The 16,788-nt window shown below is 45.8% G+C and carries 16 protein-coding genes; 6 read left to right on the top strand and 10 right to left on the bottom strand.

Annotation, left to right across the window (positions count from 1 at the left end; translation table 11 throughout):
• The first annotated feature begins 90 nt into the window (after positions 1-90).
• Positions 91-732: a uridine kinase gene (gene udk / locus NST47_RS22690; RefSeq protein ID WP_341157166.1), complete on the top strand. Its 642-nt coding sequence runs from the start codon at positions 91-93 to the stop codon at positions 730-732.
• On the opposite strand, the gene NST47_RS22695 is transcribed toward udk, so the two are convergent.
• The 7 genes from NST47_RS22695 to NST47_RS22725 form a co-directional block, all read right to left on the bottom strand.
• Positions 668-985 carry a hypothetical protein gene (locus tag NST47_RS22695; protein WP_341157167.1) on the bottom strand — a complete coding sequence of 106 codons (318 nt, stop codon included), beginning with the start codon at positions 983-985 and terminating at the stop codon, positions 668-670. The two genes, udk and NST47_RS22695, sit on opposite strands and share 65 nt — an antisense overlap.
• A 60-nt stretch (positions 986-1,045) precedes the next feature.
• Complete coding sequence (locus NST47_RS22700; protein ID WP_341157168.1) at positions 1,046-3,352, bottom strand: thiamine pyrophosphate-dependent enzyme; 2,307 nt, start codon at positions 3,350-3,352, stop codon at positions 1,046-1,048.
• A 57-nt stretch (positions 3,353-3,409) separates the two neighbouring features.
• Positions 3,410-4,417, bottom strand: a complete 1,008-nt coding sequence (locus tag NST47_RS22705) for a 2-oxoacid:acceptor oxidoreductase family protein (protein ID WP_341157169.1) — start codon at positions 4,415-4,417, stop codon at positions 3,410-3,412.
• A 270-nt stretch (positions 4,418-4,687) separates the two neighbouring features.
• Positions 4,688-5,251: an NUDIX hydrolase gene (locus NST47_RS22710; protein ID WP_341157170.1), complete on the bottom strand. Its 564-nt coding sequence runs from the start codon at positions 5,249-5,251 to the stop codon at positions 4,688-4,690.
• A gap of 153 nt (positions 5,252-5,404) precedes the next feature.
• Positions 5,405-6,223, bottom strand: coding sequence for a hypothetical protein (locus tag NST47_RS22715; protein ID WP_341157171.1), 819 nt, complete (start codon positions 6,221-6,223; stop codon positions 5,405-5,407).
• A 221-nt stretch (positions 6,224-6,444) separates the two neighbouring features.
• Positions 6,445-6,825 carry a spore coat protein gene (locus NST47_RS22720; RefSeq protein WP_341157172.1) on the bottom strand — a complete coding sequence of 127 codons (381 nt, stop codon included), beginning with the start codon at positions 6,823-6,825 and terminating at the stop codon, positions 6,445-6,447.
• Between the two features lie 18 nt (positions 6,826-6,843).
• A complete protein-coding gene (locus tag NST47_RS22725; protein ID WP_341157173.1) occupies positions 6,844-7,068 on the bottom strand; it encodes a hypothetical protein in 225 nt (74 codons plus the stop codon).
• Between the two features lie 306 nt (positions 7,069-7,374).
• On the opposite strand from NST47_RS22725, the gene NST47_RS22730 reads away from it, so the two are divergent.
• Both NST47_RS22730 and NST47_RS22735 read left to right on the top strand, forming a co-directional pair.
• Complete coding sequence (locus tag NST47_RS22730; protein WP_341157174.1) at positions 7,375-7,971, top strand: class I SAM-dependent methyltransferase; 597 nt, start codon at positions 7,375-7,377, stop codon at positions 7,969-7,971.
• Between the two features lie 165 nt (positions 7,972-8,136).
• Positions 8,137-9,114 (top strand): YpdA family putative bacillithiol disulfide reductase, encoded by a 978-nt coding sequence (locus NST47_RS22735; RefSeq protein WP_341157175.1) that lies wholly within the window; start codon positions 8,137-8,139, stop codon positions 9,112-9,114.
• Between the two features lie 306 nt (positions 9,115-9,420).
• On the opposite strand, the gene NST47_RS22740 is transcribed toward NST47_RS22735, so the two are convergent.
• Positions 9,421-10,149 (bottom strand): phosphonate ABC transporter ATP-binding protein, encoded by a 729-nt coding sequence (locus tag NST47_RS22740; protein WP_076228639.1) that lies wholly within the window; start codon positions 10,147-10,149, stop codon positions 9,421-9,423.
• Positions 10,150-10,322: 173 nt separating this feature from the next.
• Between NST47_RS22740 and NST47_RS22745 the strand changes: the two genes are divergently transcribed.
• Positions 10,323-11,213 carry a polysaccharide deacetylase family protein gene (locus NST47_RS22745; protein ID WP_341157176.1) on the top strand — a complete coding sequence of 297 codons (891 nt, stop codon included), beginning with the start codon at positions 10,323-10,325 and terminating at the stop codon, positions 11,211-11,213.
• A gap of 67 nt (positions 11,214-11,280) precedes the next feature.
• Here the strand turns inward: NST47_RS22745 and NST47_RS22750 are convergent, their stop codons facing one another.
• Both NST47_RS22750 and NST47_RS22755 read right to left on the bottom strand, forming a co-directional pair.
• Positions 11,281-13,074: a copper amine oxidase N-terminal domain-containing protein gene (locus tag NST47_RS22750; protein WP_341157177.1), complete on the bottom strand. Its 1,794-nt coding sequence runs from the start codon at positions 13,072-13,074 to the stop codon at positions 11,281-11,283.
• A 26-nt stretch (positions 13,075-13,100) separates the two neighbouring features.
• Entirely contained in the window at positions 13,101-14,903 is a 1,803-nt protein-coding gene (locus tag NST47_RS22755) for a stalk domain-containing protein (RefSeq protein ID WP_341157178.1), read from the bottom strand.
• 392 nt (positions 14,904-15,295) lie between these two features.
• On the opposite strand from NST47_RS22755, the gene NST47_RS22760 reads away from it, so the two are divergent.
• Together NST47_RS22760 and NST47_RS22765 are read left to right on the top strand one after the other, a co-directional pair.
• Positions 15,296-15,487 (top strand): hypothetical protein, encoded by a 192-nt coding sequence (locus NST47_RS22760; RefSeq protein ID WP_076228635.1) that lies wholly within the window; start codon positions 15,296-15,298, stop codon positions 15,485-15,487.
• Between the two features lie 105 nt (positions 15,488-15,592).
• Positions 15,593-16,771, top strand: a complete 1,179-nt coding sequence (locus tag NST47_RS22765) for a M20 family metallopeptidase (RefSeq protein WP_341157179.1) — start codon at positions 15,593-15,595, stop codon at positions 16,769-16,771.
• The last annotated feature ends 17 nt before the right edge of the window (positions 16,772-16,788 follow it).

The following is a 16,788-nucleotide window of genomic DNA, read 5'->3' on the forward strand; positions in this document are numbered from 1 at the left end:
TCCTTTTACTCTCGTCTTCACCTTATGTTTATGATAGAATAACGGGATTGACTCGAAAACCAAGCGTCCACGCAGGAGGATTACTTATTTATGCTTATCATCGGAATTGCAGGCGGTACCGGATCTGGAAAAACCACCGTAGCCCGCTCCATCATCGACAAGCTCGGCAGTGAACAAATTACTTTCATTTCCCAGGACAATTATTATTGCGACCATAGCGAGTTACCATTGGCTGAGCGCGAATTGATCAATTATGATCACCCTTTTGCTTTTGATAACGAGCTGCTGCTGCATCAATTAAAGTTATTAAAGCTTAACCAAGCTGTCCATTCCCCAACCTATGATTTTGCCAAGCATGCACGCTCTGAACAAACGATTGAGCTGCTTCCGAATCCGATCGTGATCCTGGAGGGACTGCACGTCTTATCGGACGAGCTGTTGCGTGGTATTCTCGATATCAAGGTGTTCGTAGATACAGATCCTGATGTGCGTATTCTCCGTCGTGTCCTGCGTGATATTCAAGAACGCGGCCGCAGCATTCAATCCGTATACAATCAATATTTGTCTACCGTAAAACCGATGCATGAAGCCTTTATCGAGCCCTCCAAAAAATATGCCGACATCATCATACCCGAAGGTGGGCACAACGAAGTCGGCATCAGCCTACTTACAATTCTGACGGAGAAATACTTGCAACCGCCGCTTGCACCACTTGGTCCCAATGAAGGATAAATCGCGAATCATTTTTGAGCTTCACATTGCACATTTTCAACTGATTTTCGGTGAGCTCCAGCAGTTGCCATGAATCCGGATCAGCTACGCCCTGTATGTTCAAAAAATCATGGTAATCAAGCTTGGCAGCTTCTTCATCATCCCAATATTTGGTTCCATAATAAGGCAGCCTATAGCCGTTAACCAGCATACAGGTATACAGCTTTGATGTAATTGCATGCTTCATCACATAAGGCAACCTGATCTCCTCCATTTTCCAAAAAACAAAAGGCATTTTTCTCTTTGGGAGAGAATGCCTTTTGCCTTTACGAACTTATAGATACGGGCTTTCGTGCTTGGCCTTCAGCATACTCCAGCGTCGTTCCACTTCCCTCTCGAACTCTTTATAGGAATCCTCATACTCAGGTTTAGTCATATGCTTCGTTTTGCCCATGGTAGTGAGCCACTCTGACAAAGGAACCTTTTTACTCTTATCCTCCGGATTGTAGGTTATCGTTGTGACCCCATGCTCAACCTCATACAGCGGGAAGAAGCAGGAATCTACTGCCGCGCCAACAATATTGGATCCATTCTCGTCTTCAGATAGCCAATTCAATGGACAGGCAATCAAAATCTTGCCGTATACCAGCCCTTCATTCTGGGCATACCATTGAGCCTTGGCACCTTTACGAACCAAATCCTGCGGGAACGCCTCTGAGCCTGTAAATACATAAGGAATGTGGGTTGCTGCCATAATTTGCGCGGTATCCTTGTGATGGAACACCTTACCACCCTGCTTGGAGCCTACATTGGAGGTCGATGTCCGATGGCCCATGGGTGTGGAATAGGACAGCTGTGCACCTGTATTCATATAACCTTCATTATCGTACTCCAAAATAATCATTTTGTGATTTCGCAGCGCTGCACCGATTGCTGGCCCCATCCCGATATCCATACCACCGTCCCCGGTGATCATCACGAATGTGAAATCGGCAGGCAGATTATATGCATCCAGCTCACCGCGGCGTTTGCGCTCCCAGAACATTTCAACAACACCCGACATGGTAGCCGCACCATTTTGGAACAGGTTGTGAATATAGGTCGCCTTATGTGACGAGTACGGATACCCTGTTGTGACTACCATCGCACAGCCTGTGTGGAACAACGCTACGATATCACCCTCGATCCCCTTGAAGAACAATTCAAGACCTGAGAAAATACCGCAGCCCGGACAGGCGCCATGACCCGGAGCAATCCGTTTTGGCTTCTTCGTTAGAGCACGCAAAGGCGGGATGCGAACATTCAGCTTCTTCGTCTCTTCATCCTGCTTGACCGTGATCAATCCGGTATTTAATTCCTCATATTTCATCGGGTTCAGGACACGTTTCATGGTTCGATTCGGATCTCCTACCGAATGACCGTAATAATCGAACGGCACTTCAACCTTGCCTTTTTCCACCGCTTCTATCGCGAACTGGAATAAGGCATGACCATCCTCATTGTAAAAATCCTTGCCGCCCAAACCATAGATACGGCTTATGACCATCGTGTCATGATTGCCAAGCGTGAACAGCGCAGCCTTGATTTCGTTGACCATATTGCCGCCATGACCGCCATAGGAATCAGCACGGTCGCCTACGGTAACAGCCTTCACATTTTTCAAGGCTTCAGCGATCGCCTTTTGCGGGAAGGGACGAATCAAATTGGGGGCAATGGAACCTGCTTTAATGCCCTGAGCACGAAGCTGATCCACAACGTCCTTAATAATTTCCGAAGCTGAATTCATTAGAAACACAGCAACCTCTGCATCCTCCATACAATACAAATCAAGAATCGGATAGTCGCGTCCTGTCAGCTCTGCATATTCGGTACGAATACGGTCAAAGACGTGCTCCGCCCTGTACATCGCCATGGACTGCTGGTAGCAGTTATTAATATAGTCGGGTTCATTCATGTAAGGTCCGACTGTGATCGGATTGTTACGGTCAAGCGTATCGGCAAAACCAACTGGCGGCTGTGCCCCGATAAAAGCCTGTACATCCTCGCGTTTGGTGAACGTTTGTACCCGGCGTTTTTGATGTGAAGTGAAGTAGCCATCGGACGCAACAATAACAGGCAAGCGGACTTCAGCATCCTCAGCCAGCTTAAGCGCCATAATATTCATATCATACACAGCCTGCGGGTCACGGCACATCAGGATTGGCCAGCCTGTATTCAACGCATAATATAAATCGGAGTGGTCTCCGTGAATGTTCAAAGGTCCGGATACGGAGCGACAGACAAGGTTCATTACCATCGGAAAACGGGTTCCCGATTGCACCGGCATTTGCTCCAGCATATACAAGTATCCATTCGCGCTTGTCGCATTAAATACACGACCGCCAGCGGTGGACGCTCCATAGCAAATTCCTGCTGAACCGTGCTCGCCATCTGCCGGGATCAGCTTGATGTCGTGCTGTCCATTAGCCTTCATCATATCAAGAAATTGAGCAACCTCTGTGGAAGGCGAGATCGGGAAATATCCCATAATGTGATAATTGATTTGGTGTGCGGCATAAGCCGCCATTTCATTACCGGATTCATATACGATCCGCTGCTCCACTGTACCCTGAGGAATCTCTTTATTAATCTCAATTGCCACTTTGTTCTCCACCCTTCAATTTACATGTAATGGATTATAATATGCGATTTACACGAATCAGGTTGCAGCCAAATCGAACCGGTGAGGTACACGATGCTCATCCGCATAGCCGTCAGCTTCCCTTGCACTGGAAAGCGCCTCCGTTGGACAGGCCTGTACACATTTCAAGCAGCCCTTGCAGTATTGGTAATCGATTCCCTGGAGGAACATTTGCGGCCTGCCCTTTTTATCTGCTTGCTCATCCCACACAAAGCAAAAATCCGGACAGACCGTATCACAGGCTGCACAATGAATACACTTATCATCTTCAAAATGCGGCATCATGCCTGCCCGCGATATACTGAGATCCTTCAATACACTATTTCCCGGATTCGTAATGACACCGCCCATAGGCTGTGTACCAAAACCAAGAACAGGGGTATCCTGCCGGATATATGAGGGCATCTGTTCACCTTCCGCCAGCTCAAAAGTTTGAAAGACAACCTCGTTGTAACCCCTTTCAAATGTATTTAATGCTGGCTGTACAGCTAACGGATACTTCTTCTCCAACGATTTGCGGATAACATTTTTCATCGTATCGGGATTAAGAAATGGACACAACCGGAATAGCGCACCTAACATCGCCATATTAACCCGATTTTTCTCTTCCAGCGAAATGCCAATCGCATCAATGACGGCTATCGTTCCGCCCTTCATATTCATCTTGGCCTTCAGCTCTTCCGGAGTTTTCGTCGAATTGACCAGCACCAGCGTATCTTCATAAATGCCACTGATCACATTGATCGTTTTCGACAAAGATTCATGAAATACGCCTACGACATGCGGACGTTCCACGGGTGATGTATCCCGAATATTCGTATTGATATCGCAAAACCGGATATGCGCCTTGACTGCAGAGCCCTTCTTCTCCGAACCGTAGGAGGAAAAACTGACGCCGTTCAAGCCGGCACCTACCACGCCAGCCTCTGCCAGCATTTTGCCAGCCAGGTTGGCTCCGAGTCCTCCAATTGATTCCAATCTGATTTCAAAAAAACCCAGTTCATTTGTTCTTGGTAGCGTAACCATTGCAAGACCCCTTTCGAGAATAAACTGAAAATTAGATTAGTTTTCTAAATACTATTTATATTCTGAATAGATCGACAAATTCCTCTATTGCAAAAATATTTTTATAAGAAAATCTTTATCGAGGTCTTTCAAAGATGAGCGACCGCGGTTCAGAGGTAGGTTTTCTTGAAACATAAGAATCCTTAAGCTCCGCTAAAAACTTATACATTCTTATGTTATAAAAAAGGGCTATTCTCCAAAGTCATAGACTTGGGAATAGCCTGTCCAGCCTTACAAAACCCTAAAAAAACCGTTGCCGTTCGTCGGCACAATCGGCTCCCGATCATGCTGCAAGCCAGCTCCATTACCACGCAATGCTGCATCAATCAGCCACTGTGTGAAGCTTGCCACCTGCATCGTCTGCATTTCTTCCATTGAGTAGAATCCGGCCCCATCCACTTCAACACCATCAGGAATAGGCTCTCCACTTATATAATCCATCTCAAAAGCCACATACAAATTATGTACCGAAGCTCGCGGCTGGTCGCGCAGGGCAATAATTCCCTTAACACTGGTATGAACTCCACTCTCTTCAAGCACTTCACGAATTACCGTTTCCTCAATAGGCTCCAGTTGTTCAATATAGCCGCCAGGATTAGTCCAATTCCCTTTGCCGGGCTCTTGCGCCCTGCGTACAAGCAGTACTTTATCATCCTTTATAACAAGGGCTCCAACCCCAATACTGTAAGATCCCCAATGAACTGCGCTGCAGCTCGTACATGCACGACGTTCTACGCCATCTATGGTCCGTATTTCCATAGGCTGGCCGCATTCCGTACAAAAATTGATCGCCATTCGTTTCTTCCACCTCTCCAAATGCATCCTGTATGTATGCGCCAATTATGGCAGCTATTCGTTATCATAGCTTGTTTGCGGCTATCTTTCCAGACCCATTTTGCTTGTGAGCTGCTGTGAATGTCAATCGAACCAGTTAAGCCGCTCAGCGCTTTATTTTTTCTTGAGCGCAAGCATCTGATACACCTCTCTCGTGTCTCCTTTAAGTTGAATCTGTGCACTGCGCATTTGCGAAGAACCATCACCATCGAGGAATACTCCATCCACGACCTGAGTGCGACCTACCCATTCTATCGCCGCTGTGCGAAATTGTTCTACCGTACAAGGAGTCTCCGAAACTAGCAGCCATAGATTCTGGGATTTGTCATAAACCGCACCTGATCGAAGTCGGGCCTCCGCAAACGCCGGCATATCCTCAGCCAACGCCTGCTGAACCCATTGCTCATCGTGCTGCAAGGACATGCTGACACCACCTTGCGCCCAATAGTGTCCTTTATCTGTTACATGAAGCTGCTCTGCATCAATCGCGACTTGTACGCTAAAGCTGCCTGTAATTTCATCCCATACCAAGGTACCTTTCGGAACATCAATATTATACCACCCCGATCCATAATCCCACTGTTGACCGACTAACGGTTGGTCATTGACAACGGCAATACTAAGCAAATCTCCATTCCAAAAAAAACCGCCATTAATCCCGAATTCATCGGTTAACGTTACATTGGACTGAATATGTTTCAACACAATATTATTAGGCCGGGTGCGCAGCGCATGTAACTTAACCCCGTTCTGGGTCGTTGTTTTCTGATAGGTATAGGTCTCGGATCGCAGATCCGCTCCAGAGGGCTCAAGCGCTGTGAATACGACGGCAAGCAAATTCCCCAACAAAAAAGCCATCAGCAGCAGCGGCAGCCGGACTCGGATAAATCGAACAATACCGACAGCCTCCTCTTTACGATTCCATTCCAGCATGGAACGAGCACCTCTTCTCGTTAAATAAGTGAACAACCTCTGAATCTAGCAAAAAGAGCCTGCTAGTTTTTATGTCTATTGTAACTTTATGAAGCATAATATGAAATATGCTTGTCCACTCGTTTAGTAAGCAAATACGTAAAAACGCCTTGCGCATCATTCGTACGCAAGACGTTTATCTGGGTCTTTCATTCGCCGTATCACAACGGCGCTATCAGGCACTACATCATGAAGGACTGATGCTGAGAGGGAGTATTCCCATTGTTGGGAAATGGAGCGCCGTACGGCTGCCGTCCTTGCAGTCTGCTTTGTACAAATTGGCTCTGTTCTTGCTGTGCTTGTTGATGCTGCATGAATTTCTTATCAACTTCCTGGCGAAGTACCGGCGATGATGCATTATACATATTGTGCTGCTTCATGTAACCATACACTTTAGCCTGTGATTCCAGGGTGCTGTTCAATAAGGAAGTAAGTGTTTGTCGGATAACGCTGCAATTGGATTCCGTCACAGCCGTCGTATATTCTCGGCTTGTCCGTTTCAGCTCGCAGAGAATGGTGAGCAGCATTTCTCTTTCCGGTAAAGCACCTGTACTCTGATTCATATTTAAGGTCACCTCTTTCTAGTTATAGTTTTGTGTAGGAGCCATGGGTACATGCTGATGAAGAGTTTGCATCAGGGTGTTATAATGGTGACTATGCACATTGATAATGTCCATACACAGTGAATGAGTAGCATTTTGCTGTGTGCTTGCTGCGAGAACGGCACATTGCTTAATAATCAAATCCTCATTAGACATCGAATCCGTAACGTAATCCAGCTCTTTGGTAGATATCGGTTCCATCATCATATATTCTCCTTTTTAACGATAGTTATTACCGACAATATCATCCCCTAACCCAATGATATTATTCGGGCTGCTACTTTAAAATTTAAGCAGGTGATACACAAATTGGGATTTTTTCGAACAAGGATTAGGCGAAAATTCATTTTCGTAGTATGATAGACACTAATAAAAGTAGAGCAGATGCAACAAGACTTTGGAAAACCAGACTTTAGTCCAGTTCAATACAGTACTCTAGTCCGTGTGCAAAGTGGCTTGAAGACATTATGCTTACAGATAGCTTTAATGAACCGAAAAGGGGAATTTTAAATGAACGCAAACGAGACAACTGCGCTTCAAAAAATGTTGTTCTTCTATAAATTTATCCGAACCCCCAAAGCAATTGGAAGCGTTACTCCAAGCTCCCGACATCTGGCCAACAAAATGGTATCGGCTGTGCAATGGAATGAAATCACGAGCGTAGCCGAGCTTGGCGCAGGAACAGGCGTCATTACGCAAGCTATCCATCGTTCGTTAAAGCAAGAAACCAAGGTTATGCTGTTTGAACGTGACTCCCATCTTCGGAAACAGCTGGAACAGCAGCACCCAGGCTTTACTACCCATTCCGATGCCAAAAGCATTCACAGCGTTGTAAGGCAGCAAGGCCTTGAGCATGTTGACTGTATTATCAGCGGGCTCCCTTTTGCAAACTTCCCGCAGCAGGTACGTAACGATCTGATGGAGCAGATCGTCAAATCATTAAAACCGGACGGTCTCTTTATCGCCTTCCAATATACGCTCCAAATGAAGAAACAGTTAAGCAAGCATTTTGAAATTGAAGCCATACAATTCGTCATGCTCAATGTTCCACCAGCCTTTGTCTATGTATGCCGTAAAAAGCAGTCAAGTGTGACTGACCATCGCTAGCCTTAGCATCTATCGGCTTCCCCAATATTTTAAAGCCTGTTTCACGACTAATGATCACATTCCCTGAGTACAATCCTCCTTTTGCATCGTTTTATTGAATCGGTTACTATGGAATACAAAGCCTTGTGGCTAGTAACTGATTTGAAAGAAATGAGGTGTCACGGTTTGGAAGAGATTGTTATAGTCGGAGCAGGCCCTTGTGGATTGTCTGCAGCCTTGGAGCTGCAAAAGCTGGGCTATGCCCCTTTGATCATCGAGAAATACAGTATCGCACACTCTATTTACTTATACCCGACCTACATGCACTTTTTCAGTACTCCGGATTTATTAGAAATAGGCGGCATTCCATTTACAACCCCCAACGAAAAGCCATCGCGCCTTGAAGCGCTTCATTATTATCGAAATGCTGCTTTACGCAGCAAGGTCCGAATTCAGTCGTACCATACTGTCCAATCGATTACAAAGACAGATAACGGCTCATTTGAGCTGCAGCTGAGTGATCGGTTTAATAACATTTCGATGATCAAGGCCCGTTATGTCATTGTCGCTACGGGATATTTTGATCATCCCAACATGCTGGGCATTCCTGGGGAGGAATCCGCCAAAGTCTCCCATTATTTTCATGAGGCCCACCCTTATAGCGGCACAAAGGTTGCAGTAATTGGTGGAAGTAACTCCGCTATCGATGCAGCCATGGATTTAATGCGTGCAGGTGCAGAGGTCACGATTGTTTATCGGGGCGAAGGCTTCTCATCAAGCATTAAGCCTTGGGTTCTTCCCGTATTTGAAAGCATGATCAAGAAAGGGAGAATCACAATGCTGTTCGGATCGCAGATCATTCAGATCCATGACCAATCCATCCTGGTTCGGACTGGAGACAACGAGCAGCTCCTGGCTAATGATTTTGTACTTGCATTAACCGGGTTTCGCCCTGATCGAGGACTTCTCGCATCCGCTGGTGTACAGATGGATGAGACGTCCACAGCTCCCATACATAATCCAGAAACCATGGAAACCCCGATTCCAGGCTTGTTCATTGCAGGTGTCGCCGCTTCAGGTAGCGATGCCAACGAAGTGTTCATTGAATCAGGAAGACTGCATGGTGGTATGATTGCTCGCCGTATTGCCGAAAGCAGCTTGTAGCATAATCTTGTCCGTTATTTTCGCATAATTTTACATAATTGGTATTAGAGTAAATTTATTAAGAGGTTGCTCCTGGGAGCAACCCAAAAAGAGCAGTTTTCTGAGATTTACAGAAAGCTGCTCTTTTTGTCATTTATTATTTGAATTTCAAATCAAGCACAATCCGTATTTGTGCTTGTTCTCTCTCCTACTCCACTCAGATTGGTGAATAATAGGCGGAGCTGTCGTGGTGTTCTGTAGAAGCGAACAACAACGTTCGGAAGAACATTACGGCCGCGCAGCAGCACTTATTCACCAATCTCCTCCTTAAAAGATAAGATTCTTTTCACGCTGCGTCAGCCTTCTCCCGGCAATGTCAACGACTAGCTTGCCTTCGGCCAGACCCCATATGCGCGAGCCAAATTTTTCGGCCATCTCGACCTGATGCAAACTGCAAAAAATGGTCACCTTATCCTTGGTGCAAATGTCTTTCAAATCCTCCATAACCCGCAAAGCGGCTTCCGGGTCTAATCCGGATATAGGTTCATCTGCATAGATAACTCGCGCTCCCCGAATCAAAGCTTTAGCAATCGCTACACGCTGCTTCTCCCCACCGCTCAGCTTTTCCACAGGATCATGTGCTTTTTCGAGTAAACCGACCTTATCCAAGTAGTCCATCGCCGTCATATGATCATCGCCGGATGTGGTCCCCGAAAGGATGCGCCACCATGCTTTGTGAAAGAACAAGCCACTAAGTACATTTTTCAAAGCAGATTTACGCGGATTCAAATCAGGCTTTTCCTCCAGAAAGGCCCAATCCTTACGAAGCTTGAATTTCTCCAGCCCGTTCACTCCCGAAATATCTTTCCCTTGGTATATGTATTGACCTTCATCCCAATTCAGCTTTAAGGATAAACAGCGAAACAGTGTGGTTTTGCCGCTTCCGCTGCCTCCAACTAAAGCAATCAGCTCACCCTCGTCCGCTTGAAAGCTTAGCTTGTCTAATATTTGGTGATTTGGTGGAAATGATTTAGATAAATTACGTACAATAATCATCCGATTTCTTCTCCCTTTCCTTGTGACCCGGCAATAATCTTTATTATATAACATCTTGCGTCAACAAAAAAACTTTAATTACTAAAAGGTGTTCCTATTCCTTGTTTTCATACATAAAAACTGCATTTCAGCACAAAATAAGGCAAATCGGGATTAAGAAAGGATGAGTTATTATGAGCGGCTCAGGCTATAGAATCGGATTATCCCTGCTGGCAGCTGCAGCTCTGCTGGGAACGGGTGCATGTGGAGCTAATACCGCACAGATGGAGCAGCAAGGCCAATCAGGTCAATCCATAGCGCAAAATCTGAGTGTTCAAAAAGAGTCCTCCTCCACACCCCACCTGCTGGCCGGAAAAGAGAACAAAGAACGCGTGAATACGCCGCTGACATTGGCCGATTTGCATCATAAATATCGCAGTACCTTTTTGTTCAACGGGCCCAAAAGCTTGCGTCAGGCTGCACTTACCTTTGATGATGTTCCGGATACCACGTTTACCGCTCAAATATTGGATGTTCTCAAAAAATATGGAGTGAAAGCGACATTTTTTGTTGTTGGCAACCGTGCCGAAGCGCACCCCGAGATGATCAGACGTATACAGAATGAAGGACACATCATTGGCAGTCACAGCTACACGCACCCAAATTTATCCAAAACGAGCGATGCTGAGTTTCATAATGAAATACATCGTACAGAAGATGTCCTTGCTGCCATTACTGGTGCCAAGCCAAAGCTTTTTCGTCCGCCGTATGGCAATGTCACCGAATCGCAAATATTATGGCTAGCCAGTCAACAGTACCATATTATTAACTGGAATGTAGATTCACTGGATTGGAAGGGACTCAGCGCCGATCAGGTGGCAGATAATGTATTGGGTCATGTTGTACCGGGAGCAGTGATTCTGCAGCACGGAGCCGGCGGTGAAGGCGAGAATTTGGCAGGGACCGTACAAGCGCTTCCAAGGATCATCGAAAAGCTCCAGGAAGCCCATATCGAGCTGGTCACGATTCCACAATTGTTTCAAATTAATGACAGTATCAAGGTGGATAGTCCCATGCACGAGTAAACGCATCTCCCTGTAACTTGAAAGAGAGAAGCCGGTTTGTGGCCTCTCTCCCCTTCTGCAGCTTATTTTATTTGTCTTCCAATGGGTAAAATATGACATCCACGGGAAACGCAGAACCGGCTGCGGGTGTGAATTCAATATCAAGCGACGGCTCCGTGCCGTCTGTGCGTGCCAATATGGTATAACCTTGGTAATCCATCATAATGCCGGATGGCGGTGCTTGAACGATACTTCCATTGATTTCAAATGGACCTCTAAATACGCCTCCTCGAGGCAGAAGCAGCAGCGCCATTTTCGGTGGATGATCCATATGAATTTTATAAACAACACCATAGTTGCCCAAATTCAGCGAATGCTCCTTCACGTAGGCATCCACCCCTGTCACGAATTGATCGGACGTACCGTCTCCAATTGCAAGTGAGGATGGTTTCTTTAATCCGGTAAGATCGACGTTCCAGGACACATCCGAGCCATCGAACGTTCCCCGCACATTCCCTGTGTAATCCAGCTGCTTGTACATACCGACAGATTCAATGCCGGCACCTGCATCCATGGCGACGAAGGAAAAATAGACTTCCCCACTTGTTTCAACATCATACATCACGTTCATCCCTTGGTCGGGATAAAATTCCGGCATTTTTTTGTAATACATCGTTTGATAAGGTGCTACCGTAATCGATTCTGGCGAGCTGTCGCTTTGCAAAAATTCGATCGAGGCCTCGTTTCCAATCAGATTCGCATATATCGAGGGGTGCACCTCGCCATGACGCGTAGTCTTGATCGTTACTGGCTTATCGGGACTTGGATTACGAACAATGATCGCGAACTGCACCTTTTCCTTCATACCGTTCACATGATCCGCGTACAGTCTAGCTTTTCCATTCACCTTTTCCTGGTATAAAAATCCTTTTTCGGTAAAGGTTTCCGGGCTGTCACTTACGATCAAAGGCCGGTCCTTTTCAAGCGTTGCGATGTTGGGAAGCTGTGGAATTCCTCGTAGGTAAGCACGAAGCGTCGCTTCCTCTTCCTTCACATACGTTCCCACTGGCTCATGGTACACCTTGTATTCAAATTCATCCAGATAAGGATCGTCCACAATTTCTACGTTGTAGGAGAATGGCTCACTAACGGTACCTTTGCTATCCGTAACGGAGAGCGAAACCTTGAATAATCCCGGTTGAAAAATCGCTTCCGCTTTCCCTGTCCACTCGACGTTTTTAATAGTATCCCCATCCGGGTCATAGCTCGTATTCGAATAAATAATCGGCTCACCCAAACGATACGATTTCTTATTTACGGAAAATCTGGCTACCGGCTTCGTATTCGGCATCGTATCATTGAACAAGCTGCCAGATTCTGCCCGTTTAATATACAACAGCTCCACTCGCTGAAGTTGTTCATTAACTGTCGCTTTGAATCCGATAAAACGATTTAACCAGCTCAATTCCACGTACAATCTGTCATTCAACATGAATGCAGACTGCTCAAAATCTTCCGTCTTCCCATTAACACGCAGCTGCTTGGCAGCAAGCTGAAGCTGAATAAATGCTGCTGGCGTTGTCACCTGAACACTTCCAGAAGAAGCGTCCCACTCCACAGGAATTCCTAGCAATGATGGAAGAATAGCAGCAGGCATATAAGTGCGATTGTTGATCTGTACAACAGGCGCGTCCAAAGCAAGCTTGGTACCATTGAGGAATGCTTCACTCTTGCCATAATACAGCAGCAGCGATCTACTTTCAGGCACCGGCGCGTCGGCTGCAGAAGCATTGGGTATCATAGAATTCGGTAACAAACAGCTGATGAATAGGATCAATGTGCCCATCGCGGCGAACCACTTTTTATATAGAGATGATATCACTTGACGAACTCCTTTATGATGAAATACTACTGCTTATCGGGCAGTGGATAAACAATGAAATCTACGGGCAGCTGGTTGCTTTCCGAGGCCATTAGCTCGATCTCGATTTTCTTTTCAGAAACTGTTGTGCGATGAAGCAGCAAGGCTTCATTAGAGGTTAATCCACCGGCAGGTATCGAAATGACATTGCCGTTGACCCGAACCGAGCCTTCAAAAAAACCACCACGTGGATATAAAGCGACTGCGGTTTTACCGTTAAATTCAAGGCCAATCCGATAACGGACTCCGGCATTGCTTCCATAGGTCACTGCCTGCACAGAGTCGGATCCCATTTCCTGAGTGACTCCATTGAGCAGCGGTTCAATTGAACCGTCACCAATACTGAATGAAACCGGCTCCTTTACAGATCTTGTATCTAACTGAAAGCTAACCTCGGAAACCGGGGATACGGTATGCCGCAAATCTTGGGATTGCACGATTCGATAAGCTCCAAGCTGATATGGCTGTTCACCAGGCGAAATCATCACATAAGATACCTCGACAGCTCCATCTGTTTGAATATCATAAAGCCCCTGAAAGCCCTGTCCAGAGCTTAACTCCTGACTAACCTTATACAAAACCGCGGCACCGGGATTTACTGTCATCCTGCCCGACTCCGAAGGATTCGTGAGAAAGCTCTCAATTGTTTTACTTCCGAGAATTGGTGTGTAAACGGAAGCCTGCGACTCGGCAAGCGCTGTTGTGCTGACGGTAACAGAGCGTGTTTCACTTTGATTACGTATCATAATGGCAAGCTGTGCAGCGCTGCTCATCCCATTGATATATTGGGTGTACAGACGGGCGCGTCCATTCATATTTTCCTTGAATAAAAAACCTTTCTCGACAATGGGCTTTGAACTGCTCCCAAGAAGCAAACGTCGTTCCTCCGATGGTCTTGGCAGCACGGACATGATTGGATTCTCCAAAGACTGTCTTGCGGTAATGGATGCCACGGATTCCTTGGATAACAAACTACCTATCGGTTTAAAATAAAACGGATACGCCTGCTCACTAATGTAAGGAACGTCGAGAACCGTTATTGTCTGCGAGAACGGCTCGCTTTCATTACCTTTACCATCCTTAACCTGAAGCGTTATCGTATAAGTGCCCGGCTTAAAAAAGACTTCCTGTTTCCCAATCCAGTTATACCCAGGCAGCCCTTCCGAATCCGGGTCATAGCTTAAATCCGTGTAGGTCACAGGCTCTCCTAATCGATAGGAAGCTTTCCCTAATGCGAATTTGGCAATCGGTTTCGAATTTGGCTGGGTATCGTCATTGTGAAGCGTTGATTCCTTATAAGCGGAAGCGGGCTCCCCAAGACTACTCAACTCTACACTTTCGGTTGCGGAATCATAGTGATACGTCATATTCGTATAAGGGGCAAGCCAGGTCAGCTTTACAAGCAGCCGCCCATTGCGGATCTCGGCGACAGAATCGAACGGAATCGGTTTGCCATTAATCTGTATCTGATTTAGTGACGGATTGAATTGTATAAATGCCTTTGAAGTCAGCATTTGTGCAGTCTGCGTGTCCTGATCCCAAAAAAGCTGAATTTTAAGTGCGTCTGCAACCCATTTGGCGGGTAAATAAAATTGTCCGTTAATAATTGCGGGCGGTTCATCCAGTTGAATCTTTTGAGTATTTACGATAGCTTCGGAATTTCCAGCAAACAGCTGAAGTTGGATCGAGGAAACGGAAACAGCAGAAACCGAGGGAACATTCATCATTCCAACTGCAAGGACAGTACTCATTAACAATGTTGCTTTTGCGGCAGCAACCATTCGAAACATGTGCGGTAACTCCTTTTATGTGAATATTTATTTTCGAACCATGATCTCCTATGCATAGTACCATGTTCGAATCGTAACCGTCCAGTTGAAACGGCAAAAAACGCTGTGTTAAAATCGTGAACAACACTGCTGTAACCGTTTTCTCACTAATCTTGCTTGAACTATTTTTCCTTGAATTATGATTAAAAACTGAGGCCAATTTCCCGATTTTTTCCTCGAAAATAAATGACTTTTATTTGCAGAAGCCCTTGCTTAACATTACACGTTATGTTATATTTAAATCAAGCAATATCAAGCTTTTCTTACAAATCCGGCACTCTAACTGTCGCTATGAATTTATATGTTTAGGCACAATCCAGCATCATAAATCAGCTTGTGAGGAGCGATGAACAATGACTTACGGACAACAAAATAATGGACAAGAACAGACGATTTCGGTAGAGCTTACTTTAAATGAGGCACTTGCCTTGACAGGTGTTCGCTTTCGTGAAAACCATCAGTTTGAAATCGAAGGTATGCACAAAATTAAAAAGTCTTTAGAAAATCGATTAATCACGGAACCGAATCGTAAAGAAGTCCAATAAAACGTCTACTCTATCACATTCAAGGCCTCCTGAGCTCAGCATATTGAGCCTTGGAGGTCTTTTTGGTTATAATGAATGAAGTGAATGACAAAGGAGCTACGACGGATGAAAATAACGATTAATACGACGATTGATTCTCATAAAGAACCGCTCATTCAAGTCGCCCGATTTATTGGAGAGCATCCCGAGCTTGGACACGAAGAATGGCTGGCTTCAGCCCGACTGATCGATGAACTTAAGAATTACGGCTTTGATATACAGAATCCTGTACTTGATTTGCCTACAGCATTCATTGCTACGTATCATTCCGGTATTCCCGGCCCTACTGTCGCTTTCCTGTGCGAGTATGATGCACTGCCAGAGCTTGGACATGCATGCGGACATCATCTGATCTCCACGATGGGACTCGCAGCCGCAATCGGTCTTAAATCGGTTCTTGATACAGTCGGTGGAACCATTCGTGTATATGGAACGCCTGCGGAGGAAACTAAGGGTGCCAAGGTGCCCATGTCTGCGGCCGGTTTGTTTGATGACGTTGATTTTGCGTTGATGGCCCACCCTTTTTATACGTATGAAAAATCAGGACATTCCCTTGCGATGGACGCGCTGCAATTTGAATATGTAGGCAAACCGGCACATGCTGCAGCCAGTCCGCATGAGGGAATTAATGCACTGGATGCCGTGCTGCTGCTGTTCCAATCGATCAATGCTTTAAGACAGCAAATGCAAAGTCATGCCCGTGTTCATGGCATCATCAGCGATGGCGGGAAAGCTCCTAATATCATACCGGAGACAGCAGCTGCGCAATTTTATATCCGAAGCGACAATCGCCCTTATACCGATGTTTTGGTACAAAAAATCAAACGCTGTGCAGAAGGTGCGGCCTTGCAAACCGGATGTACGTTAAAGATAACCAATTATGAGTACTCCTATGATGAAATGATTTCAAACGAGGTTTTGTCCGAATTGTTTACAGCTAATTTAGTGGATTTGGGAATCAATGAGGCGGATATTCGCAGCGGCAAGGATCATGGCTCCATTGATTTAGGGAATGTATCCCGGCACTGTCCCGCTATTCATCCCTTCATCCAGGTAACCCATGGCGGAGAGCTTCTACATACGGAGGAATTCCGTGATCAAGCAATGACGCCTCAAGCGTTCGAAGGCATGCTGCTTGGCGCTAAGGCGCTAGCCAATACAGCCTATGATGTTATGATCGATTCAGAAGTGCTACAGCGTGTACGGAACGAATTTCGCGAACATGTGCAAGCAGTCAATTCCTGATTCCAGCCTTCATTTTC

This window comes from Paenibacillus sp. FSL H8-0034, from assembly GCF_038000305.1.
Taxonomy (GTDB): Bacteria; Bacillota; Bacilli; order Paenibacillales; family NBRC-103111; genus Paenibacillus_S.